The following is a 23019-nucleotide window of genomic DNA, read 5'->3' as shown; positions in this document are numbered from 1 at the left end:
ATCACTCTTTGATTAGCTTAGCGTAAAAGAAGCCATCACCCTCTTCTGCGCCCGGCAGGTTTTGCAGACCCGGGTGCTCAGGCGTTCCCGTATCGTGCAGCGTAGCGTCCGGGGTGCGTTTCAGGAAAGCCGCAATTTGCTGACTGTTCTCTTCCGGGAGAACAGAGCAGGTTGCATACACCAGGGTTCCGCCGGGTTTGAGATGCGGCCAGATGGCATCCAGAATTTCGGATTGCAACTGGGCAAGCTCCTTGATATCACGATCGCGACGCAGCCATTTGATATCGGGATGACGACGAATCACGCCGGTTGCTGAGCAGGGGGCGTCCAGCAAAATGCGATCGAACCGGGTATCACCACACCAGTCAGCGGGTTTGCGTCCATCGCCTTGCTTAACCTGTGCTTTCATACCCAGACGCTTAAGGTTGTCATAGACGCGTGAAAGGCGCTGCTCATCAACATCCACGGCCATCACGCCGGCCTGCGGCGCCACTTCCAGGATGTGCGTTGTTTTCCCCCCTGGCGCCGCACAGAGATCGAGGATCTGCTCCCCGTCTTTCGGCTCAAGCCAGGTCATGCAGCCCTGAGCAGATGCGTCCTGTACCGTTACCCAGCCCTCTTCAAAACCGGGTAATGCATGTACCGGTGCAGGGGAGGCTAAACGAACCGCATCAGGATAAGCAGCGTGTGTGAAGCCGCTCATTCCGGCCTCTTCCAGCAGGGCCAGCCATGCGTCGCGTGTATGATGGTTACGATTGACGCGTAACCACATCGGCGGACGTTGATTATTGGCATCCACAATGTCTTGCCATTGCTGTGGGTAGGCTTTTTTAAGGCGATTCAGCAGCCATTCAGGGTGAAGGAAGCGCGCTTCGCTTTGCGCAAATTCTGCCAGCAGTTCGTCCTGCTGACGCTGGAACTGACGCAGCACGCCGTTGATCAATCCTTTTAGCTGAGGACGTTTAATCGCAACGGCACCCTCCACTGTCTCGGCCAGCGCAGCATGAGGTGGAATGCGGGTATGAAGAAGCTGGTAGAAACCGACCATGATCAAATAATGCACGGTACGCTGCTTGCCGCTCATCGGGCGTGACATCAGCTTGTTAATCAACCACTCAAGCTGAGAGAGGGTGCGCAGCACGCCAAAGCACAGCTCCTGAAGCAGGGCTTTGTCTTTATCGGAAACCTTTTGTTGCAGTGGAGGCAGGACATTACTCAGTGACTGGCCCTGCTCGATAACCTGCTCAACGGCCTGAGCCGCCATAGTGCGTAGATTTTGTCTTTTCATAACCGTAAAAATAAAAATGCCCGGAAACACCGGGCCTTAAGAATAAATTTGTTCAGGCAAGGCGATTGCCAGGGATGAACCATTCACGACGAGAATTTAATAGATCCTGCGCGCTCATTGCCTTTTTACCGGCCGGTTGCAGCGATTCAAGATTCAGTATCCCTTCTCCGGTCGCAACCTGGATACCGTTTTTGCTGGCGTCGATAATCGTACCGGGCTCTGCCGATGCATTGCCGTTAATAACTGAAGCTTTCCAGACTTTCACTGGCTGCTCATCAATCATCAACCAGCTCATCGGCCATGGATTAAAGGCGCGGCTGCAGCGTTCGAGTTGAGCTGCTGACAGGGACCAGTCGATCCGGGCTTCTTCTTTACTCAGTTTCTCAGCATAGGTCACCTGTGCCTCATCCTGCACTTCAGGTGTCGCTGTATTGTCAGCAAGCTGTTGCAGCGTCTCAATCAGCCCCTGCGGGCCGAGATCCGCCAGCTTGTCATACAGCGTGGCGCTGGTATCTTCTGCGGTGATGGGACACGCCAGTTTATACAGCATGTCGCCCGTGTCTAAACCTACATCCATCTTCATGATTGTCACGCCAGTTTCAGCATCGCCTGCCCACAGAGCACGCTGAATAGGAGCTGCACCACGCCAGCGTGGGAGCAAAGAACCATGAACGTTCACACAGCCCAGGCGGGGCATATCGAGTACCGCTTTCGGCAGAATGAGGCCGTAAGCCACAACTACCATCACGTCCGCGTTCAGGTCTGCCACTAACTTCTGGTTTTCCTCAGGTCGTAATGACGCAGGCTGGAAAACCGGTAAACCATGTGTTTCTGCCAGTACCTTAACCGGGCCAGGCATCAGTTTTTTACCGCGGCCAGCCGGACGGTCCGGCTGAGTAAATACGCCAACAATCTGATGGCCAGACGTTAACAGCGCGTCGAGATGACGCGCTGCAAAATCAGGGGTACCCGCGAAGATTATACGTAGTGATGTAGACACGTTATTCCTTGTATCCGGGGGCGTTAAGCGCGAGAACGCAAACGATCCAGTTTCTCAACTTTCTGACGAATACGCTGTTGCTTCAGAGGTGAGAGGTAATCGATAAACAGTTTACCGACCAGGTGATCCATCTCATGCTGAATGCAAATCGCCAGCAGATCGTCGGCTTCCAGCTCAAACGGATTGCCGTCACGATCCAGTGCGCGGATTTTAACTTTTTCGGCACGTGGCACCAAAGCGCGCTGTTCAGGGATAGACAGACAGCCTTCCTCAATACCTGTTTCGCCGCTTTTTTCCAGCAGCTCAGGGTTGATCAGCACCAGGCGCTCATCACGATTTTCAGAAACGTCGATCACAATAATACGTTTGTGAATGTCTACCTGGGTCGCGGCAAGGCCAATGCCTTCTTCAGCGTACATGGTATCGAACATATCATCGACGATACGCTGAATTTCTGCATTCACTTCTTTAACCGGTTCCGCGACGATGCGAAGGCGCTCGTCAGGAATATGTAACACTTGCAAAACTGCCATAAATTTCCAGAGTCGTGTTCAGGAGTTGATAAGAATATTACTTCTATTCTAGACAAATCCCCGGTCGATTGACAGCATCAGTGACCAATCGCAAAGATTGCTGAGGCTGCTTATGGCAGGGAAAAGGATGACGTCCACAGAGATATGGTTACGGCTTATAAACATTGGGTCGTTATACGGTGATGCGATGCTGGAGATTGCGCAGAGGCTGCTTCGCCAGGCAACCGTCGATGCTGAAGCTGTCAACGCGTCAGGGCTTTCGCCCAAACATGCCGTAAAGTTTTTTTCGTTCAGCGAGAGTGAGCTTGAACGTAGTCTGGAATGGCTGGAACACGCCGACAACCACCTTCTCACGGCGGATGATCCTCGCTTCCCGCCATTGTTGCGTTCTATCCCTGATTTTCCCGGGGCGCTATTTGTGCGAGGCCGCGTTGACGTGCTTAATAGCATGCAGCTTGCGGTTGTGGGCAGCCGTGCGCCCTCGTGGTACGGCGAGCGTTGGGGGAAAATGCTGAGCGAACAGCTGTCCCAATGTGGCTTTACGATCACCAGTGGTCTGGCTTGCGGCATCGACGGTGTAGCACATCATGCGGCGTTGTCTGCAAAAGGGCGAAGTGTCGCCGTGCTTGGCAATGGTCTTTTTAGTCTCTATCCGCGTCGTCATCACATTCTGGCTGAGCAACTTATCGCTTCAGAGGGGACAATAGTGTCTGAGTTTTCACTCTCAACACCGCCCAGACCGGGTAACTTTCCACGGCGTAACCGGATCATCAGTGGGTTAAGCCAGGGTGTGCTGGTGGTCGAAGCTGCGATTCGGAGTGGATCGCTGGTTACCGCAAGGTGCGCACTGGAGCAGGGGCGTGAAGTTTTTGCGCTGCCCGGCCCGTTGGGGAACCCCGGCTGCGAAGGCCCTCACTGGCTGATAAAACAGGGGGCGACGCTGGTGACCTGCAAAGAAGATATCCTTGAAAATTTGCAGTATGGACTGCATTGGTTGCAGGATGATCTCCAAAAGCGACATATTTCATCGGATCAGGAGGCAGTAGCATTGCCATTTCCCAAGCTCCTGGCTAACGTAGGAGATGAGGTAACACCTGTTGACGTTGTCGCTGAACGTGCCGGCCAACCTGTGCCAGTAACGGTAGCACAGCTACTCGAACTGGAGTTAGCAGGGTGGATCGCAGCTGTACCCGGCGGCTATGTCCGATTAAGGAGGGCATGCCATGTTCGACGTACTGATGTATTTGTTTGAGACTTACATCCACAACGAAGCAGAAATGCAGGTGGATCAGGACAAATTAACACGGGATCTGACCGACGCAGGTTTTGAGCGGGAAGATATATATAATGCGTTGATGTGGCTGGATAAGTTGGCTGATTATCAGGACGGCCTCGCCGAACCGATGCAGCTTGCTTCTGACCCATTGTCTGTGCGCATCTATACAGCTGAAGAGTGTGAAAGGCTGGATGCCAGCTGCCGGGGATTCATTTTATTCCTCGAGCAGATTCAGGTGCTAAACCTCGAAACGAGAGAGATGGTGATAGAGCGCGTCATGGCGCTGGATACTGCTGAGTTTGAACTGGAAGATCTGAAATGGGTGATCCTGATGGTTCTGTTCAACATTCCAGGCTGTGAAAATGCCTATCAGCAAATGGAAGAATTACTCTTTGAAGTGAATGAAGGTATGCTGCATTAATTCTATGTGCAGCAACAAGAGTTGTTATGGCCAAATCAGCACTCTTCACGGTGCATAAAAACGAGCCCTGCCCACAGTGCGGGGCAGAACTTGTTATTCGGTCCGGGAAACACGGTCCGTTTCTCGGTTGTTCACACTATCCGGAATGTGATTATGTCCGTCCCCTGAAAAGCCAGGCGGATGGACATATCGTCAAAATTCTGGAGGGACAGCTTTGTCCTCTCTGTGGCGGTGAACTGGCGCTGCGGCAGGGGCGGTTCGGGATGTTTATCGGATGCAGCCGCTACCCGGAGTGTGAACATACGGAACAAATTGATAAGCCAGATGAAACGGCAATTGCCTGCCCTCAGTGCCAGCGTGGCCAATTGGTGCAGCGGCGCTCTCGTTATGGCAAGACCTTCCATTCGTGCGATCGCTATCCTGAATGCCAGTTCGTCATCAATTTCAAACCAGTAGCGGGCGTCTGCTCTCATTGCGATTATCCGTTACTTATAGAGAAGAAAACCGCGCAAGGCTTGAAACGCTTTTGCGCCAGTAAACAATGTGGAAAGCCGGTTTCGGCGGATCAAATCAGTGAATAATAACCTGCCATCAGGCTCCATCGCGCAGGCGGTGGAAATCCTGAAAAAAGAAGAAGTCATCGCCTATCCAACAGAAGCCGTTTTCGGGGTCGGGTGTGATCCTGACAGCGAAGTCGCCGTTAACCGTCTGCTGGCGCTAAAACAGCGGCCTGTCGAAAAAGGATTGATTTTGATCGCTGCGAACTACGAGCAGCTTAAGCCTTATATTGATGATTCCATGCTGACACCTGCACAGCGGGAAACCATTTTCTCTGCGTGGCCTGGTCCCGTGACGTTTGTTTTTCCTGCACAGCCGACAACGCCGCGCTGGTTAACCGGGCGTTTCGATTCACTCGCGGTACGTGTCACCGACCATCCGCTGGTGGTGGAGTTATGCCAGGCATTTGGTAAACCTCTGGTTTCAACCAGCGCCAACCTGACCGGGCTTCCCCCTTGTCGGACAACCGAAGAAGTTCTGGCGCAGTTCGGGAATGATTTCCCGGTAGCCGTGGGTGAAACCGGTGGTCGTCTTAACCCGTCAGAAATTCGCGATGCCTTGACCGGCGAACGTTTTCGCCAGGGATAATGTGATGGAAACCTATGCTGTTTTTGGTAACCCGATCGCGCACAGCAAGTCGCCTCTGATCCATCGGCTGTTTGCGGAGCAATTGCATATAGATCACCCGTATGGTCGGGTTCTTGCGCCTGTTGATGCATTTATACCGACGCTGAATAGCTTTTTTGATGCGGGTGGTAAAGGTGCGAACGTCACGGTGCCTTTTAAAGAAGAGGCTTTCGGGCGCGCGGATGAACTGACCGAACGTGCGTCGCTCGCTGGCGCCGTCAATACTCTTAAGCGGCTTGAAGATGGTCGCCTTCTGGGCGATAACACCGATGGGATTGGTTTACTCAGCGATCTGGAGCGATTGTCGTTTATTAAACCAGGCTTTCGGATCCTGCTGATCGGCGCGGGTGGCGCCTCGCGCGGCGTATTGCTTCCTCTTCTTTCGCTGGATTGTGCGGTGACAATCACCAACCGTACTTTCTCCAGAGCAGAAGAGCTGGCGGCGTTGTTCGCACACACAGGCAGCGTAGCTGCGGTAGCACCTGACGATCTCGCGCGTCACGAATTTGATCTTGTGATTAATGCCACCTCAAGCGGTATTAATGGAGAGATCCCGGCGATTCCTGCATCCCTGATTCATTCCCACATCTACGCCTATGACATGTTTTATCAAAAAGGGAAAACGCCCTTTCTGACCTGGTGCGAACAACAGGGGGCAAAACACGTGGCTGATGGTCTGGGAATGCTGGTGGGGCAGGCGGCTCATGCGGTGCTACTCTGGCATGGCGTGTTACCCGCAGTAGAACCGGTGATTGAAAAGCTCAAACAGGAAATGACGGCGTGAATCAGGCGATTCTTTTTCCCGACAGAGAAATCTGGGATGAAAACAAGCAAGCGGTTTGTTTCCCGGTGCTGGTGCATGGTATGCAGCTTACCTGTGCGATTAAAGGGGAAACGTTGCTTCAGCGCTTTGGGGGGGCAGATCCGTTAGCGGTCTTTTGCGAAAATCGCTGGGACCTGGAAGAGGATGCCAGCGATTTGATCCGCGATCAGCAGGAAGACGATCAGGGTTGGATCTGGTTATCCTGATCCAGCTAGTCGTTTTTCCATTTAACGTAATTGTTCGCTGAGTATTTCAATCCTTCGATCTCCGTCTCTTTTAGGGGGCGGATCTGTTTAACCGGGCTGCCTAAATAGAGATACCCACTTTCAAGACGCTTGTTTTGTGGAACAAGACTCCCTGCGCCAATCATTACGTCATCTTCTACAATGACGCCATCCAGCAAAATCGATCCCATCCCAACGAGAACCCTGTTACCGATCGTGCAGCCGTGGAGCATCACTTTATGGCCGACGGTAACATCTTCCCCAATAATGAGCGGGTTGCCCTCAGGGTTATAAGATGACTTATGAGTCACATGCAACACGCTGCCGTCCTGAATATTGGTGCGTGCACCGATTGCAACGTAGTTAACATCGCCCCGGATCGCGACAAGTGGCCAGATGCTGACATCATCGGCCATGCGAACATCACCAATGACCACGCTGCTGGCATCGATCATCACGCGATCGCCTTTTTGGGGGAACAGATGTTTATAAGGACGTAATACTGCAAACATATCTACCTCGATACAGATGAGCGTTATTAAAGAAGACTTTGATCGTATTCCTGGAGCGAGGCAAGGCAAAATGCGTCAATTTTTAAGCGGATCGGGTGGGTTTTCAGCGAAAAGCACGGAAAATCATCAGTTGGAAAAAAAGATCTAAAAAATACTTGTGCTAAAAACTGGGATCCCTATAATGCGCCTCCATCGACACGGCAGATGTGAATCACTTCACAGACTACCCGGTCGGTTGAAGAGAAAAATCCTGAAATAACGGGTTGACTCTGAAAGAGGAAAGCGTAATATACGCCACCTCGCGACAGAGCGCTGAAGCGCGTCGCAACTGCTCTTTAACAATTTATCAGACAATCTGTGTGGGCACTCAAAGTGACATGGATTCTTAACGTCCTCGGACGAAAAATGAATACCAAGTCTCTGAGTGAACACGTAATTCATTACGAAGTTTAATTCACGAGCATCAAACTTAAATTGAAGAGTTTGATCATGGCTCAGATTGAACGCTGGCGGCAGGCCTAACACATGCAAGTCGAACGGTAACAGGAAGCAGCTTGCTGCTTCGCTGACGAGTGGCGGACGGGTGAGTAATGTCTGGGAAACTGCCTGATGGAGGGGGATAACTACTGGAAACGGTAGCTAATACCGCATAACGTCGCAAGACCAAAGAGGGGGACCTTCGGGCCTCTTGCCATCGGATGTGCCCAGATGGGATTAGCTAGTAGGTGGGGTAACGGCTCACCTAGGCGACGATCCCTAGCTGGTCTGAGAGGATGACCAGCCACACTGGAACTGAGACACGGTCCAGACTCCTACGGGAGGCAGCAGTGGGGAATATTGCACAATGGGCGCAAGCCTGATGCAGCCATGCCGCGTGTATGAAGAAGGCCTTCGGGTTGTAAAGTACTTTCAGCGGGGAGGAAGGCGACAGGGTTAATAACCCTGTCGATTGACGTTACCCGCAGAAGAAGCACCGGCTAACTCCGTGCCAGCAGCCGCGGTAATACGGAGGGTGCAAGCGTTAATCGGAATTACTGGGCGTAAAGCGCACGCAGGCGGTCTGTCAAGTCGGATGTGAAATCCCCGGGCTCAACCTGGGAACTGCATTCGAAACTGGCAGGCTAGAGTCTTGTAGAGGGGGGTAGAATTCCAGGTGTAGCGGTGAAATGCGTAGAGATCTGGAGGAATACCGGTGGCGAAGGCGGCCCCCTGGACAAAGACTGACGCTCAGGTGCGAAAGCGTGGGGAGCAAACAGGATTAGATACCCTGGTAGTCCACGCCGTAAACGATGTCGACTTGGAGGTTGTGCCCTTGAGGCGTGGCTTCCGGAGCTAACGCGTTAAGTCGACCGCCTGGGGAGTACGGCCGCAAGGTTAAAACTCAAATGAATTGACGGGGGCCCGCACAAGCGGTGGAGCATGTGGTTTAATTCGATGCAACGCGAAGAACCTTACCTACTCTTGACATCCAGAGAACTTAGCAGAGATGCTTTGGTGCCTTCGGGAACTCTGAGACAGGTGCTGCATGGCTGTCGTCAGCTCGTGTTGTGAAATGTTGGGTTAAGTCCCGCAACGAGCGCAACCCTTATCCTTTGTTGCCAGCGGTCCGGCCGGGAACTCAAAGGAGACTGCCAGTGATAAACTGGAGGAAGGTGGGGATGACGTCAAGTCATCATGGCCCTTACGAGTAGGGCTACACACGTGCTACAATGGCGCATACAAAGAGAAGCGACCTCGCGAGAGCAAGCGGACCTCATAAAGTGCGTCGTAGTCCGGATTGGAGTCTGCAACTCGACTCCATGAAGTCGGAATCGCTAGTAATCGTGGATCAGAATGCCACGGTGAATACGTTCCCGGGCCTTGTACACACCGCCCGTCACACCATGGGAGTGGGTTGCAAAAGAAGTAGGTAGCTTAACCTTCGGGAGGGCGCTTACCACTTTGTGATTCATGACTGGGGTGAAGTCGTAACAAGGTAACCGTAGGGGAACCTGCGGTTGGATCACCTCCTTACCTTAAAGAACCTGACTTTGTAGTGTCCACACAGATTGTCTGATGAAAAGTAAATAGCAAGGCGTCTTGCGATTGAGACTGTACGTCCCCTTCGTCTAGAGGCCCAGGACACCGCCCTTTCACGGCGGTAACAGGGGTTCGAATCCCCTAGGGGACGCCACTTGCTGGTTCGTGAGTGAAAGTCACCTTCCGTCGTATCTCAAAACTGACTTGCGAGTCATGTTTGAGATATTTGCTCTTTAAAAATCTGGATCAAGCTGAAAATTGAAACGACACATCTTTAATGGTGTGTTCGAGTCTCTCAAATTTTCGCAATCAGAAGTGAAACATCTTCGGGTTGTGAGGTTAAGCGACTAAGCGTACACGGTGGATGCCCTGGCAGTCAGAGGCGATGAAGGACGTGCTAATCTGCGAAAAGCGCCGGCGAGGTGATATGAACCTTTGACCCGGCGATGTCCGAATGGGGAAACCCAGTGCAATCCGTTGCACTATCGTTAACTGAATACATAGGTTAACGAGGCGAACCGGGGGAACTGAAACATCTAAGTACCCCGAGGAAAAGAAATCAACCGAGATTCCCCCAGTAGCGGCGAGCGAACGGGGAGCAGCCCGGAGTCTGAATCAGCTTGTGTGTTAGTGGAACGGTCTGGAAAGTCCGACGGTACAGGGTGATAGTCCCGTACACGAAAGCACACTTGCTGTGAACTCGAAGAGTAGGGCGGGACACGTGGTATCCTGTCTGAATATGGGGGGACCATCCTCCAAGGCTAAATACTCCTGACTGACCGATAGTGAACCAGTACCGTGAGGGAAAGGCGAAAAGAACCCCGGCGAGGGGAGTGAAAAAGAACCTGAAACCGTGTACGTACAAGCAGTGGGAGCCTCTTTATGGGGTGACTGCGTACCTTTTGTATAATGGGTCAGCGACTTATATTCTGTAGCAAGGTTAACCGTATAGGGGAGCCGAAGGGAAACCGAGTCTTAACTGGGCGTTAAGTTGCAGGGTATAGACCCGAAACCCGGTGATCTAGCCATGGGCAGGTTGAAGGTTGGGTAACACTAACTGGAGGACCGAACCGACTAATGTTGAAAAATTAGCGGATGACCTGTGGCTGGGGGTGAAAGGCCAATCAAACCGGGAGATAGCTGGTTCTCCCCGAAAGCTATTTAGGTAGCGCCTCGTGAACTCATCTTCGGGGGTAGAGCACTGTTTCGGCTAGGGGGCCATCCCGGCTTACCAACCCGATGCAAACTACGAATACCGAAGAATGTTATCACGGGAGACACACGGCGGGTGCTAACGTCCGTCGTGAAGAGGGAAACAACCCAGACCGCCAGCTAAGGTCCCAAAGTCATGGTTAAGTGGGAAACGATGTGGGAAGGCACAGACAGCCAGGATGTTGGCTTAGAAGCAGCCATCATTTAAAGAAAGCGTAATAGCTCACTGGTCGAGTCGGCCTGCGCGGAAGATGTAACGGGGCTAAACCATGCACCGAAGCTGCGGCAGCGACGCTTAGGCGTTGTTGGGTAGGGGAGCGTTCTGTAAGCCGTTGAAGGTGTCCTGTGAGGGGTGCTGGAGGTATCAGAAGTGCGAATGCTGACATAAGTAACGATAAAGCGGGTGAAAAGCCCGCTCGCCGGAAGACCAAGGGTTCCTGTCCAACGTTAATCGGGGCAGGGTGAGTCGACCCCTAAGGCGAGGCCGAAAGGCGTAGTCGATGGGAAACAGGTTAATATTCCTGTACTTGGTGTTACTGCGAAGGGGGGACGGAGAAGGCTATGTCAGCCGGGCGACGGTTGTCCCGGTTTAAGCATGTAGGCGGAGGTTCCAGGTAAATCCGGTACCTTATTAACGCTGAGGTGTGATGACGAGGCACTACGGTGCTGAAGTGATAAATGCCCTGCTTCCAGGAAAAGCCTCTAAGCATCAGGTAACACGAAATCGTACCCCAAACCGACACAGGTGGTCAGGTAGAGAATACCAAGGCGCTTGAGAGAACTCGGGTGAAGGAACTAGGCAAAATGGTGCCGTAACTTCGGGAGAAGGCACGCTGATATGTAGGTGAAGCCCCTGCGGGCGGAGCTGAAATCAGTCGAAGATACCAGCTGGCTGCAACTGTTTATTAAAAACACAGCACTGTGCAAACACGAAAGTGGACGTATACGGTGTGACGCCTGCCCGGTGCCGGAAGGTTAATTGATGGGGTTAGCGGCAACGCGAAGCTCTTGATCGAAGCCCCGGTAAACGGCGGCCGTAACTATAACGGTCCTAAGGTAGCGAAATTCCTTGTCGGGTAAGTTCCGACCTGCACGAATGGCGTAATGATGGCCAGGCTGTCTCCACCCGAGACTCAGTGAAATTGAACTCGCTGTGAAGATGCAGTGTACCCGCGGCAAGACGGAAAGACCCCGTGAACCTTTACTATAGCTTGACACTGAACACTGGTCCTTGATGTGTAGGATAGGTGGGAGGCTTTGAAGCGTGGACGCCAGTCTGCGTGGAGCCAACCTTGAAATACCACCCTTTAATGGCTGGTGTTCTAACGTAGACCCGTAATCCGGGTTGCGGACAGTGTCTGGTGGGTAGTTTGACTGGGGCGGTCTCCTCCCAAAGAGTAACGGAGGAGCACGAAGGTTGGCTAATCCTGGTCGGACATCAGGAGGTTAGTGCAATGGCATAAGCCAGCTTGACTGCGAGCGTGACGGCGCGAGCAGGTGCGAAAGCAGGTCATAGTGATCCGGTGGTTCTGAATGGAAGGGCCATCGCTCAACGGATAAAAGGTACTCCGGGGATAACAGGCTGATACCGCCCAAGAGTTCATATCGACGGCGGTGTTTGGCACCTCGATGTCGGCTCATCACATCCTGGGGCTGAAGTAGGTCCCAAGGGTATGGCTGTTCGCCATTTAAAGTGGTACGCGAGCTGGGTTTAGAACGTCGTGAGACAGTTCGGTCCCTATCTGCCGTGGGCGCTGGAGAATTGAGGGGGGCTGCTCCTAGTACGAGAGGACCGGAGTGGACGCATCACTGGTGTTCGGGTTGTCATGCCAATGGCACTGCCCGGTAGCTAAATGCGGAAGAGATAAGTGCTGAAAGCATCTAAGCACGAAACTTGCCCCGAGATGAGTTCTCCCTGAGACCTTGAGTCTCCTGAAGGAACGTTGAAGACGACGACGTTGATAGGTCGGGTGTGTAAGCGCAGCGATGCGTTGAGCTAACCGATACTAATGAACCGTGAGGCTTAACCTTACAACGCCGAAGCTGTTTTGGCGAAGAGAGACAGACACGATTTTCAGCCTGATACAGATTAACAGAATTTGCCTGGCGGCTTTAGCGAGGTGGTCCCACCTGACCCCATGCCGAACTCAGAAGTGAAACGCCGTAGCGCCGATGGTAGTGTGGGGTCTCCCCATGTGAGAGTAGGGAACTGCCAGGCATCAAATTTAGCGTGCTGATATGGCTCAGTTGGTAGAGCGCACCCTTGGTAAGGGTGAGGTCCCCAGTTCGACTCTGGGTATCAGCACCACTTTATACTTAGGTTAAAGTTCGGCAAGAAGTAAAAGAATTTGTCTGGCGGCTTTAGCGCGGTGGTCCCACCTGACCCCATGCCGAACTCAGAAGTGAAACGCCGTAGCGCCGATGGTAGTGTGGGGTCTCCCCATGTGAGAGTAGGGAACTGCCAGACATCAAACAAGTAGAAAGGCCATCCGAAAGGATGGCCTTTTTGCGTTATGCCCTCAGCTAAACCAATTTCCTTATCAGATATTCCAACGAGTGCCGTTAATACTTTACTTGACGTATTAAAGCGTCTTAACCCAGCTATAAATGAATTCACGGAATGCATAATGCTTACTCGCAGCAGCGTTAAATCAATTCAGTGATTCAGACGGAGGTTGTATAGGTAAGGAAATAGGGCTATAAAAAAAACAGGATACTGAATCTAAAAATTATCTGATGATATCTGAGAGGGGAAATATACATCCCTTTGATTAGATAAAATAAAAGCGCGGCGATGGCCGCGCTTTTAAAAGTATTATTTAGTCAGGGCGACAATACCGAGAGTCAGGCCAGCTATTGCTGCGGCACCACCGGCAATCGCACCTGCTGTTTCCCAGTTATCCTGGGTAGTCCCCTTCATACAGGTATTGGTGTGAACCAGTCGCCCCTGATCGTCGTATACCGGTACACAGGGAGAGTCGTGCGCGCAACCCGCAAGCAGCGCAGCGAGGAGTGCAACGGAAAGGAATCTTTTCATGATGTTACCTCAATATGATCGCTTATTCGCTTAAGAGCCGATGCGGCAATTTACGAATTGATGATTATTTTACCACCGCACTAATACCATACAGCACGGGGAATAATCTCAAATTGTGTGGATTGTAAAAATCATGGAGAAAAAAGAGGGGCGTTGATTATTTATGGAGGAAATGTGAAGAGATGTCTTTTTATTAGAATGCTGACAGGAAATAAAAAAGGCACCAGAGGTGCCTTTATGATTTTCATTAATCCTTATGCTTTGTAAACCGTCTCCGGACAACAACGAAGAAAACAGGAACAAAGAAAATGGCCAGCAGAGTGGCTGACAGCATCCCGCCCATCACGCCCGTCCCGACAGCGTTTTGTGCCCCACTACCTGCGCCACTACTGATGACCAGAGGCATAACACCAAGGATAAATGCCAGAGAGGTCATCAGGATAGGGCGCAGACGCATACGTGAGGCTTCCAGCGTGGCTTCAATAATCCCTTTGCCTTCTTTATCCATAAGATCCTTGGCGAACTCAACGATCAGTATGGCGTTTTTGGCTGATAAACCAATTGTCGTAAGCAGACCAACCTGGAAGTAAACGTCATTGTTCAGCCCACGTATTGATGCAGCCAGAAGCGCGCCGATCACCCCCAGGGGCACAACCAGCATGACCGAGAATGGAATTGACCAGCTTTCATAGAGAGCCGCCAGACACAGGAACACCACAATCAGTGAAATGGCATACAGTGCTGGAGCCTGATTTCCGGAAAGACGTTCCTGATAAGACATCCCCGTCCAGTCGTAGCCAATTCCGGAAGGCAGTTTCGACGCAAGGCTTTCCATCATCTCCATTGCCTCACCGGTACTTTTGCCTGGCGCAGACTCACCGAGGATCTCCATTGATGGCATCCCATTGTAACGTTCCAGACGAGGTGAGCCGTACACCCAGTGAGAGCTGCTAAAGGCAGAGAAAGGCACCATTTCGCCGTTAGCACTACGCACATACAGGTCGTTAATATCTCCTGGTAACATACGGAAGCGAGCATCAGCCTGGACATAAACTTTTTTCACGCGTCCATGATCGATAAAGTCGTTCACATAAGTGCCACCCAATGCTGTTGAGATGGTCTGATTGACATCAGATATGCTCACACCCAGCGCCTGGGCCTTCTCCTGGTCGACATCCAGTTTGTACTGTGGCGTATCTTCCAGTCCGTTAGGACGCACGCGGACCAGTAAGTCAGGATGTTCCCTTACCATGCCAAGCAGTTGGTTACGTGCCTGCGTGAGCTGCGTATGTCCCAGGTTTGCCTGGTCAATCAGTTCAAAGTCAAAGCCTGTTGCGGTACCCAGTTCAATAATGGCAGGGAGGTTAAACGGAAATACAAGACCATCTTTGATCTGGCTAAACGCTTTCGTTGCGCGGCTGACAATCGCCTCAACGCCGTTTTCCTTGCCCGGGCGTTCTTCCCATGGCTTCAGGCTGACGAAAGCGATACCGGAGTTCTGCCCCTGCCCGCTAAAGCTAAATCCGTTTACGGTAAAGACCGATTCAACGTTCGCTTTCTCTTTCGTCAGATAATAGTCCTGAACCTGATCGAGTACCTGCTGGGTACGCATCTGCGTCGCCCCTGCCGGCAGCTGAACCATCGTCATAAACACCCCCTGATCCTCTTCCGGCAGGAAGGAGGAAGGCAGGCGCAGGAACAGTACTGCCATGCCGCCGACGATGATGACGTAAACCAGCAGATAGCGTCCGGTCTTACGTAAAATGCCGCTCACGCTGTTGCTGTAGTGCTCCACGCTCTTATCAAAAAGCGCGTTAAACCAGCCGAAGAATCCACCTTTCTTTTCATGATGGTCGCTGGAAACCGGTTTGAGCAGCGTTGCACATAAAGCAGGCGTTAATATCAACGCCACCAGCACCGATAAGGCCATCGCGGAGACAATGGTCAGCGAGAACTGGCGATAGATAGCCCCGGTTGAACCTCCAAAAAATGCCATCGGAATAAACACCGCTGAAAGCACCATGGCAATGCCCACCAGAGCGCCCTGGATTTGCTCCATCGACTTCTGGGTCGCCTCTTTTGGCGGCAGCTTGTCCTCAACCATGACGCGTTCTACGTTCTCAACCACCACGATGGCATCATCGACGAGCAAACCTATCGCCAATACCATCCCGAACATCGTCAGGGTGTTAATGGAGAAACCAAACGCAGCCAGTACCGCAAAGGTACCCAGTAGCACCACGGGCACGGCAATAGTCGGAATAAGGGTTGCCCGCAGGTTTTGCAGGAACAAGTACATCACCAGGAACACGAGAACGATCGCTTCAAACAGCGTCTTCACCACTTCATGGATTGAGATCTTCACGAAAGGTGTGGTGTCGTACGGATAAACGACTTTCAGGCCCTGAGGGAAGAAGGGCTGCAACTGCGCCAGTTTACTCTTAATGGCGGCAGCGGTATCCAGCGCGTTTGCGCCAGTCGCCAGCTTGATCCCGAGCCCCGTTGCTGCCTGGCCATTGATTTTGGTGACCATGTTGTAGTTTTCGCCACCCAGCTCAATGCGGGCCACATCTTTCAGGCGGACCATTGAACCGTCCTGGTTAACCTTCAGCGTCACACGGCCAAACTCCTCCGGCGATTTCAGGCGCGTTTGAGCAATAATTGAGGCGTTCAGTTGCTGCCCTGGTACGGACGGCGTTCCTCCCAACTGGCCCGCAGCAATCTGGTCGTTCTGCGTTTTCAGTTGGTTAATGACATCCAACGGCGTGAGCTGATATTTATTCATCGCGTTGCTGTCAAGCCAGATGCGCATTGCATACTGCGCACCGAACAGCTGCACATCACCGACGCCGGAAGTACGGCTGATCGCATCTTTTACGTTAGAAGCGACATAGTCGGAGATATCATCCTGAGTGAGGTTTTTATTATCCGACACAAATCCCGCGACCAGCAGGAAGCTGCTGCTGGATTTTTCCACGCCGATCCCCTGTTGCTGTACTTCTTGCGGTAGCAGCGGCATAGCGAGCTGGAGTTTGTTCTGAACCTGCACCTGCGCGATATCAGGATCCGTACCCGACTCGAACGTCAGGGTGATGGTGACGTTACCGGCAGAATCACTGGTGGACGACATGTACATCAGATTGTCGATTCCGTTCATGTTCTGTTCGATAACCTGCGTCACGGTATCCTGGACCGTCTGGGCATCAGCGCCAGGGTAGGTCGCTGTCACCGCAACTGCTGGCGGCGCAATGGTTGGATATTGCGCCACCGGCAGTTTTAAAATGGCCAGCCCGCCCGCAATCATCAGAATGATGGAGAGCACCCAGGCGAAAACAGGCCGTTGAATAAAGAAATTAGCCATCTCGTTATCCCTTAACTGGCTGGAGTCGCGGCGGTATCAGGAATAGCCACGGCGGTGACGCCAGGGCGAACTTTTTGCAGGCCGCTGATAATGACGCGGTCGCCATTTTTCAGACCTTCCGTGATCAACCACCGATCGCCAATCGCCTGCGGTGCAACGACAGTGCGAGATTCCACCTGGTTTTTATCGTTTACCACAAGCACGGTTGCATCACCGCGAGGTGTACGGGTTACCCCCTGCTGGGGAACAAGGATGGCATCAGGCTGTGTGCCTTCGTCAATGCGTGCACGGACAAACATACCCGGTAACAGCATATGCTGAGGGTTAGGGAAGAGAGCGCGAAGGGTGATTGAGCCGGTACTTTCATCTACCGTGACATCAGAGAACTGGAGCGTTCCTTTCAGCGGATAAGGCTGGCCATTTTCCATCAGCAACTCAACGCTGCTGGTGTCTCCCTTTTGCAGGCTCGTCTGCTGCTTCAGACGCATAAAATCGCTGCTGGATTGCGTTACATCGACATAAATGGGATCGAGCTGCTGAACTGTCGCCAGTGCGTTTGACTGACCATTAGTGACTAACGCCCCTTCAGTGACGCTGGATTTGCCAATGCGCCCGTTGATTGGCGATGTGACTTTCGTATAAGCAAGATTGATCCGCGCGTTTTCAACGCCAGCTTTCGCGGCAACGACGCTTGCATCCGCCTGCTGGGCGGTTGCCACCGCCTGATCATACTCCTGCTTGCTCACATATTGCGTACCGACCAGCGGAAGGTAACGTTTTACCGTCAGATGGGCTATGTTTGCCGCCGCCTGCGCTTTTACCAGTTCACCTTTCGCATTGTCGTAGGCTGCCTGATAGGTGGCCGGATCGATCTGATAAAGTGATTCACCCGCTTTGACGTCGCTGCCTTCGGTAAAATTACGGTGCAGAATGATACCACTTACCTGGGGACGAACCTCCGCCACACGATAAGCGTCAGTTCTGCCTGGCAATTCCGTCGTTACGGCCAGTGGCGCGCTTTTGACAATATGAACACTGACCTGAGGAGCTTGCCCATGCTGCTGTGGGTTTTCTTGCCCATCGCACCCGGCGAGCAGTGCAGCACAGACAATGAAACCGGATAAGGGTAAGCGTCTGAAGTGATTCGTCATTACTGTTCCTTAAACTACCCTTGAACCGATATATGCCATAAGTCGGTGAAAGGGTGTGAGGCAAAAAAAGAAATGTAGCTGCGTATAATAATGAGGGTATTCAAGGTTTTTTAATTTATAAGTGCTGATGGAGGCAATAAAAAGCAAAATCAGATTCTGAACCAGTGTATTCGAAATCCGGCTTCTGTCAGGATAATCAACGGAATACTTATGAGTAAATACAAACTATTTATTTAATGAATTTGATTCGCTCAATTTATTCGTATGAATTATAAATTAAATGAATTGACTTTTTTTGTGCAAAACTAAAACGGGTTATGGTGAATACTTTGACTTACACGACCCTTTAATAACGTTTGATGTCGTATCAACCGTATAAGTAATGAGTAGCAGGCTATGGCGCGTAAAAAGAAAGAAGAGGCTCAAAAGACCCGGCAGCAGCTGATTGAAGCCGCTATCGGGCTATTCGCGACACGTGGCGTGGCTAATACCACGCTTACCGACATCGCCGATGCTGCTCAACTTACTCGCGGGGCGGTTTACTGGCATTTTTCGAGTAAAGCGGAAATATTTAACGCCATCTGGGAACAGCAATTGCCGCTGCGTGAAATGATTCGTGACAGGTTAATACTTTCTGAAAAAGATGACCCTTTGTTAATGCTTCGTGAACAGTTTATTGTCGCGCTGCAATATATTGCGAGCGAGCCACGTCAGTATGCTCTTTTACAAATTCTGTATCATAAGTGTGAATTTCATGACGATGTGATTTCAGAATGTGAAATACGCAAGCGGATCGGTTTAAACGATACTTATCTTCGCAGGACGTTGAGACAATGCGTTGCGCGTAGCATTATTTCTTCCCAAACTAATATTGAACTGGCGCTGATTGTTTTCCACGCATTTTTTAGCGGAGTCATTAAAAACTGGTTAATGGATAGCAACAGTTTTAATCTGTACAAACAGGCGCCGGCGCTGGTGGATAATATTCTTGCGACACTAAATATCACTCGAGTGGCGCCAGTGTTCTACGATACAGCCTCTTGATTGCATACGGGATGGAGACATCTCCCCGTGCTGGCACTGTTCCATAATAGCCTGCGCGGTAATCGGTTTGCCCAGCAGATAACCCTGTAGCGTATTGCATCCCAGTTCTGTCAGAAAGGTCTGCTGCGCTGCGGTTTCGACCCCTTCTGCCACGACCTTCAGATTCAGCGTTTTTGCCAGGGCGATAATCGCCGAGACGATCGTCGCATCTTCACTCTCTCCACTTAACTCTTTTACAAAAGCACGATCGATTTTCAACTCGCAGGCAGGGAGTCGCTTAAGATAAAGAAGGCTTGAATAACCTGTACCAAAATCGTCTATCGAGGCTTTTACGCCCGCATCCGTCAGCGCTGTCAGGACACGAACGCTTTCGTCCGGATTGCTCATCGCCGTGGTTTCGGTCACCTCCAGGATCAACATGCCGGGCGGTACGCTATGGCGCGTCAGACAATCGAGAACCGTTTTAACCAGCGACGGCTGTTCGAACTGCAACGTAGAAAGATTCACCGCCATTGACCAGTCCGTGTGGCCCTGAAGGTGCCATTCTCGCAGCTGGCGGCAGGCCTCGTCGATTACCCAGTTTCCAATTGGAATAATCAGCCCGGTTTTCTCTGCAAGCGGTAGAAACAGGTCGGGGGGCAGTAATCCCTGTTTGGGATGCTGCCAGCGTAACAGCGCTTCGAATCCGATGACCGGCCCGGCAGGGGCGTGGAATTTAGGTTGATAAAGCAGACGTAACTCATTACGGTCGATGGCCTGCCACAGATCATTCATCAGCTGAAGATGCGTCTGCGCCAGCGTATTCATTGACGGCTGAAAGAAGTGATAACCGTTGCGACCCATATGTTTCGTGTGGTACATCGCAGCATCAGCGTTAAACATCAGTTCACGATCGGTTTTGCCATCGTGTGGATAGAGCGCAATGCCAATGCTCAGGGTGACCATCAGTTCGTAAGGATCGAGATGGAACGGGCTATCAATGACGCGTACCAGTGAATTTGCCAGTGAGGCAGCATCATCCGGGGTAGTGGTTTCGGCCAGCAGGACGAATTCATCCCCACCGATACGCGCCAGCGTGTACTGACCTTTCAACTGCAACAGCAAACGCTGAGTCACCGCAACCAGAAGATTGTCACCGACATCATGACCATAGGCATCGTTGACGGTTTTAAAGCCATCAAGATCCATAAACATCAGCGCGAAAGGGCTTCCTTCGCGATCGGCCTTGCTGATGGCCTGATCGAGGCGATCCTCAAGCAGAATACGATTGGGTAAGCGCGTCAGCGTATCATGCAACGCCAGCTGAGCGAGTTCACGGTTAGCTTCTGCCAGTGATGAGGCCAGCAGCGAGGTACGAGCCTGAAGGCGGGCATCGAACATCGATACCAGCAGCGTAATCCCCAGAATAGCGAGCGCGACCACGCTAACCAGTATCGCCAGCCAGCTCCCGTTAATGCCATGATGGTGGACCATCGTCGACATTGGAAATTGTGCTGCTTCCATGCCGGCGTAATGCATGCCAGCGATAGCGATGCCCATGGTGATCGCCGCCCCCAGACGCATCAACGCCATTCGTGCAGCTTCCTGACGTAAACGGAACGTCAGCCAAAGAGCGGCCAGTGAAGCGGCAAGGGCTATGCCCACAGAGATAGCCATCCACGTTTTATCCCAGACAATACCCGGAGTGACCTCCAGGGCAGCCATACCGGTGTAGTGCATGGTAACTATGCCTGCACCCATCACGACGGCGCCAGGCAGCAGTCGGCGCAAATGTAGCTGCTCGCCGCTAACGAGCCACAGGGCGAACATTGACGAGCTGATGGCGATAATCATCGAAAGCACGGTCAGGGTCGCGTTGTAACTCATGCTCATGGAAAGATCCATCGCCAGCATACCGATGAAATGCATCGCCCACACGCCAATCCCCATCGAAACACCGCCACCTGCCAGCCAGACGCGTGCAGCGACGCCCTGGCTTCCGGCAACGCGCGCAGCCATATTCAGCGCGGTATAGGCGGCAAGAATGGCGACAATAAAGGAGATGACGACGAGGATTTGGTTGTATTGGCTAACCAGCATGGTCTGTTCACTCGTTGTGAGACGTTAAGCAAGAGCGGTTGAAAAGGGCACAGACATTATCATCGTCAGGAAATGACGAAAAGTGATTTAAGCCCCTGTTTTTATTGGGTGATAACAGAGGGGTACAGGATGGAAGAGGCTAGTCCAGCTCTGAGCAGTTGACCAGTTTTAGCGGGTTCACGGAATTCATATTGCGACATTTATCGGTTTCGGTGCTCATCAGTTCAATCCACTGCATCAGCAGCGCATCGAAAATGAAAACAGAGACAGCAAAAACGACCAGCCACCAGTATTTACGAATCATGTGTCATTCCGCGAAAAGAGAGCCTGTAAGGTGGTGGAAATATACACGAAAAGCGGGCGTTGAAAAGTGGGGAAGGAGAAGGTTTACAAAGCGTTGACGGTCACCCATCCGGGCAATAAAAAAGGCGCTTCCCCATGCCGAAGAGCGCCTTTTTAAACAAGCATTTAACTGATTAGTATCAGTTCATGCCGTATTTTTTCAATTTCTTACGCAGGGTACCACGGTTGATGCCCATCATCAGGGCAGCGCGGGTTTGATTACCACGGGTGTATTGCATCACCATGTCCAACAGTGGCTGTTCAACTTCAGCCAGTACCAGCTCATACAGGTCATTAACATCCTGACCGTTCAGTTGAGCAAAATAGTTCTTCAGTGCCTGTTTAACCGAGTCACGCAGGGGCTTTTGAGTCACCTGATCCTGAGAGTTAACGGTAGAAACGGTCAGTACGTCAGAATTTACGCGTTGTTCGAACATAGTTCTGTCAGCTCTTTATTTCATTACGCAAGATTTTCGAAGTATGCCTCCAACGCCTCCAGCTGTTCGCTGGCATCCTCAATGGCGTTGAATGTGCGCCGAAACTGGTCATTTGGAGCGTGCTCCTGGAGATACCAGGATACGTGTTTACGCGCAATTCGGTACCCTTTTGCCTGGCCGTAGTGGTCATGCAGTTCCCGAACATGCGAACAAAGCAAGCGCTTAACCTCTGCCAGAGGCAGCGGGGCAAGCAGCTCCCCAGTGTCCAGATAATGCTGGATTTCCCGAAAGATCCAGGGTCTTCCCTGAGCGGCACGTCCTATCATCAGAGCATCAGCTCCCGTATAGTCGAGCACAGCTCTGGCTTTAAGCGGGTCAGTTATGTCGCCATTCGCGATAATCGGAATGGAAACTTTCTGCTTAACTGCCCGAATGCTGTCGTATTCAGCTTCACCGTTGAACAAACAGGCGCGAGTGCGTCCATGAATGGTCAGGGCCTGAATGCCACAGTCTTCGGCCAGTTGGGCAATCTCTACACAGTTACGGTGTTCCGGCGACCAACCCGTGCGAATCTTCAACGTAACAGGAACGTCCACTGCGCTGACAACCGCCGTCAGGATTGACTTCACCTGGTCGGGGTATTGCAGAAGGGCTGAACCTGCAAGCTTGCGATTCACCTTTTTGGCCGGGCAACCCATATTGATATCAATAATCTGGGCGCCACTTTCCACGTTAATACGCGCGGCATCTGCCATCTCTTCAGGCACGCTTCCGGCAATTTGCACGGTGCGGATACCTGGCTCATCCACGTGCACCATCCGAAGGCGGGACTTGTCGCTTTCCCAAACCTGCGGGTTAGACGACATCATCTCGGAAACGGTTAATCCTGCTCCCATCTCGTAGCACAGCGTCCTGAACGGCCGGTCGGTAATACCTGCCATTGGGGCTGCGATCAGGCGATTTCTAAGCTGGTGGTGTCCGATGCGCATGAGTTAAGAAATGACCATACTGTGACTGCAAGGCGGCGTATATTACGCATTTTTTGCACGAGATGAAAGGCCAAACTTTGAACAAT

18 protein-coding genes, 2 tRNA genes and 4 rRNA genes are annotated in these 23019 nt (G+C 51.9%); 13 read left to right on the top strand and 11 right to left on the bottom strand.

From position 1 onward, the window contains the following. Position 1: 1 nt before the first annotated feature. Genes rsmB through def form a run of 3 tightly spaced genes read right to left on the bottom strand, consistent with a single transcriptional unit; the run spans position 2 to position 2821 of the window. Entirely contained in the window at positions 2 to 1288 is a 1287-nt protein-coding gene (gene rsmB / locus L3069_RS20485) for a 16S rRNA (cytosine(967)-C(5))-methyltransferase RsmB (protein WP_038417080.1), read from the bottom strand. 52 nt (positions 1289 to 1340) lie between these two features. Next, entirely contained in the window at positions 1341 to 2288 is a 948-nt protein-coding gene (gene fmt, locus L3069_RS20480) for a methionyl-tRNA formyltransferase (protein WP_038416822.1), read from the bottom strand. 23 nt (positions 2289 to 2311) lie between these two features. Further along, positions 2312 to 2821 carry a peptide deformylase gene (gene def / locus L3069_RS20475; protein WP_006812188.1) on the bottom strand — a complete coding sequence of 170 codons (510 nt, stop codon included), beginning with the start codon at positions 2819 to 2821 and terminating at the stop codon, positions 2312 to 2314. A gap of 127 nt (positions 2822 to 2948) precedes the next feature. Between def and dprA the strand changes: the two genes are divergently transcribed. Genes dprA through L3069_RS20445 form a run of 6 tightly spaced genes read left to right on the top strand, consistent with a single transcriptional unit; the run spans position 2949 to position 6732 of the window. After that, the gene (gene dprA, locus L3069_RS20470) at positions 2949 to 4073 is read left to right on the top strand and encodes a DNA-protecting protein DprA (RefSeq protein WP_038416821.1); all 1125 of its coding nucleotides are present in this window, start codon (positions 2949 to 2951) and stop codon (positions 4071 to 4073) included. Then, positions 4045 to 4518, top strand: a complete 474-nt coding sequence (smg, locus tag L3069_RS20465; RefSeq protein WP_000460665.1) for a DUF494 family protein Smg — start codon at positions 4045 to 4047, stop codon at positions 4516 to 4518. Before dprA ends, smg begins: the two co-directional genes overlap by 29 nt. 26 nt (positions 4519 to 4544) lie before the next feature. Further along, positions 4545 to 5099 carry a type I DNA topoisomerase gene (locus L3069_RS20460; protein WP_023298754.1) on the top strand — a complete coding sequence of 185 codons (555 nt, stop codon included), beginning with the start codon at positions 4545 to 4547 and terminating at the stop codon, positions 5097 to 5099. After that, a complete protein-coding gene (gene tsaC / locus L3069_RS20455; protein WP_022649580.1) occupies positions 5092 to 5664 on the top strand; it encodes an L-threonylcarbamoyladenylate synthase type 1 TsaC in 573 nt (190 codons plus the stop codon). Before L3069_RS20460 ends, tsaC begins: the two co-directional genes overlap by 8 nt. A 4-nt stretch (positions 5665 to 5668) precedes the next feature. Then, entirely contained in the window at positions 5669 to 6487 is an 819-nt protein-coding gene (gene aroE, locus L3069_RS20450) for a shikimate dehydrogenase (RefSeq protein ID WP_032626754.1), read from the top strand. Then, complete coding sequence (locus L3069_RS20445) at positions 6484 to 6732, top strand: DUF1488 domain-containing protein (protein WP_038416820.1); 249 nt, start codon at positions 6484 to 6486, stop codon at positions 6730 to 6732. Before aroE ends, L3069_RS20445 begins: the two co-directional genes overlap by 4 nt. Positions 6733 to 6737: 5 nt before the next feature. On the opposite strand, the gene L3069_RS20440 is transcribed toward L3069_RS20445, so the two are convergent. Next, positions 6738 to 7262: a gamma carbonic anhydrase family protein gene (locus tag L3069_RS20440; RefSeq protein ID WP_038416819.1), complete on the bottom strand. Its 525-nt coding sequence runs from the start codon at positions 7260 to 7262 to the stop codon at positions 6738 to 6740. A gap of 471 nt (positions 7263 to 7733) precedes the next feature. On the opposite strand from L3069_RS20440, the gene L3069_RS20435 reads away from it, so the two are divergent. From L3069_RS20435 to rrf (L3069_RS20410), 6 genes are all read left to right on the top strand, one after another. Next, positions 7734 to 9275, top strand: a 16S ribosomal RNA gene (locus L3069_RS20435). A gap of 84 nt (positions 9276 to 9359) precedes the next feature. After that, positions 9360 to 9435: transfer RNA gene (locus L3069_RS20430), tRNA-Glu, on the top strand. A 183-nt stretch (positions 9436 to 9618) separates the two neighbouring features. Then, positions 9619 to 12524: ribosomal RNA gene (locus tag L3069_RS20425) — 23S ribosomal RNA — on the top strand. Between the two features lie 71 nt (positions 12525 to 12595). Next, positions 12596 to 12711, top strand: a 5S ribosomal RNA gene (gene rrf, locus L3069_RS20420). Positions 12712 to 12725: 14 nt separating this feature from the next. Further along, a tRNA-Thr gene (locus L3069_RS20415) sits at positions 12726 to 12801 on the top strand. Positions 12802 to 12844: 43 nt separating this feature from the next. Beyond that, positions 12845 to 12960, top strand: a 5S ribosomal RNA gene (gene rrf / locus L3069_RS20410). Together the 16S, 23S and 5S rRNA genes with 2 tRNA genes alongside form the textbook arrangement of a ribosomal RNA operon. Positions 12961 to 13308: 348 nt before the next feature. On the opposite strand, the gene L3069_RS20405 is transcribed toward rrf (L3069_RS20410), so the two are convergent. The 3 genes from L3069_RS20405 to L3069_RS20395 all read right to left on the bottom strand — a co-directional run bounded on the left by L3069_RS20405 (position 13309) and on the right by L3069_RS20395 (position 18042). Next, a complete protein-coding gene (locus tag L3069_RS20405) occupies positions 13309 to 13530 on the bottom strand; it encodes a lipoprotein (RefSeq protein ID WP_003860364.1) in 222 nt (73 codons plus the stop codon). Positions 13531 to 13777: 247 nt separating this feature from the next. Continuing rightward, positions 13778 to 16891 (bottom strand): efflux RND transporter permease subunit, encoded by a 3114-nt coding sequence (locus L3069_RS20400; RefSeq protein WP_063160752.1) that lies wholly within the window; start codon positions 16889 to 16891, stop codon positions 13778 to 13780. A gap of 11 nt (positions 16892 to 16902) precedes the next feature. Next, complete coding sequence (locus tag L3069_RS20395) at positions 16903 to 18042, bottom strand: efflux RND transporter periplasmic adaptor subunit (protein WP_038416815.1); 1140 nt, start codon at positions 18040 to 18042, stop codon at positions 16903 to 16905. A gap of 396 nt (positions 18043 to 18438) precedes the next feature. Here L3069_RS20395 and envR point away from each other — a divergent pair, with 396 nt between their 5' ends. Then, positions 18439 to 19086 carry an acrEF/envCD operon transcriptional regulator gene (envR, locus tag L3069_RS20390; RefSeq protein WP_022649574.1) on the top strand — a complete coding sequence of 216 codons (648 nt, stop codon included), beginning with the start codon at positions 18439 to 18441 and terminating at the stop codon, positions 19084 to 19086. Here envR and L3069_RS20385 read toward each other — a convergent pair. The 4 genes from L3069_RS20385 to dusB all read right to left on the bottom strand — a co-directional run bounded on the left by L3069_RS20385 (position 19039) and on the right by dusB (position 22933). Further along, complete coding sequence (locus L3069_RS20385) at positions 19039 to 21165, bottom strand: bifunctional diguanylate cyclase/phosphodiesterase (RefSeq protein ID WP_051979835.1); 2127 nt, start codon at positions 21163 to 21165, stop codon at positions 19039 to 19041. The genes envR and L3069_RS20385 overlap by 48 nt on opposite strands. A gap of 139 nt (positions 21166 to 21304) precedes the next feature. Continuing rightward, on the bottom strand, positions 21305 to 21469 hold the full coding sequence (locus L3069_RS20380) for a DUF2556 family protein (protein ID WP_003860373.1): 165 nt from the start codon (positions 21467 to 21469) through the stop codon (positions 21305 to 21307). 178 nt (positions 21470 to 21647) lie between these two features. Then, entirely contained in the window at positions 21648 to 21944 is a 297-nt protein-coding gene (gene fis, locus L3069_RS20375; RefSeq protein ID WP_000462905.1) for a DNA-binding transcriptional regulator Fis, read from the bottom strand. 23 nt (positions 21945 to 21967) lie between these two features. Next, entirely contained in the window at positions 21968 to 22933 is a 966-nt protein-coding gene (dusB, locus tag L3069_RS20370; RefSeq protein ID WP_006812176.1) for a tRNA dihydrouridine synthase DusB, read from the bottom strand. Between the last annotated feature and the right edge of the window lie 86 nt (positions 22934 to 23019).

Origin of the sequence: Enterobacter cloacae complex sp. ECL411 (assembly GCF_021869665.1) — a bacterium.
GTDB classification, from domain to species: Bacteria; Pseudomonadota; Gammaproteobacteria; order Enterobacterales; family Enterobacteriaceae; genus Enterobacter; species Enterobacter intestinihominis.
Note: the sequence above shows the minus strand (reverse complement) of the source record. Positions and strands in the feature narration are given on the sequence as shown.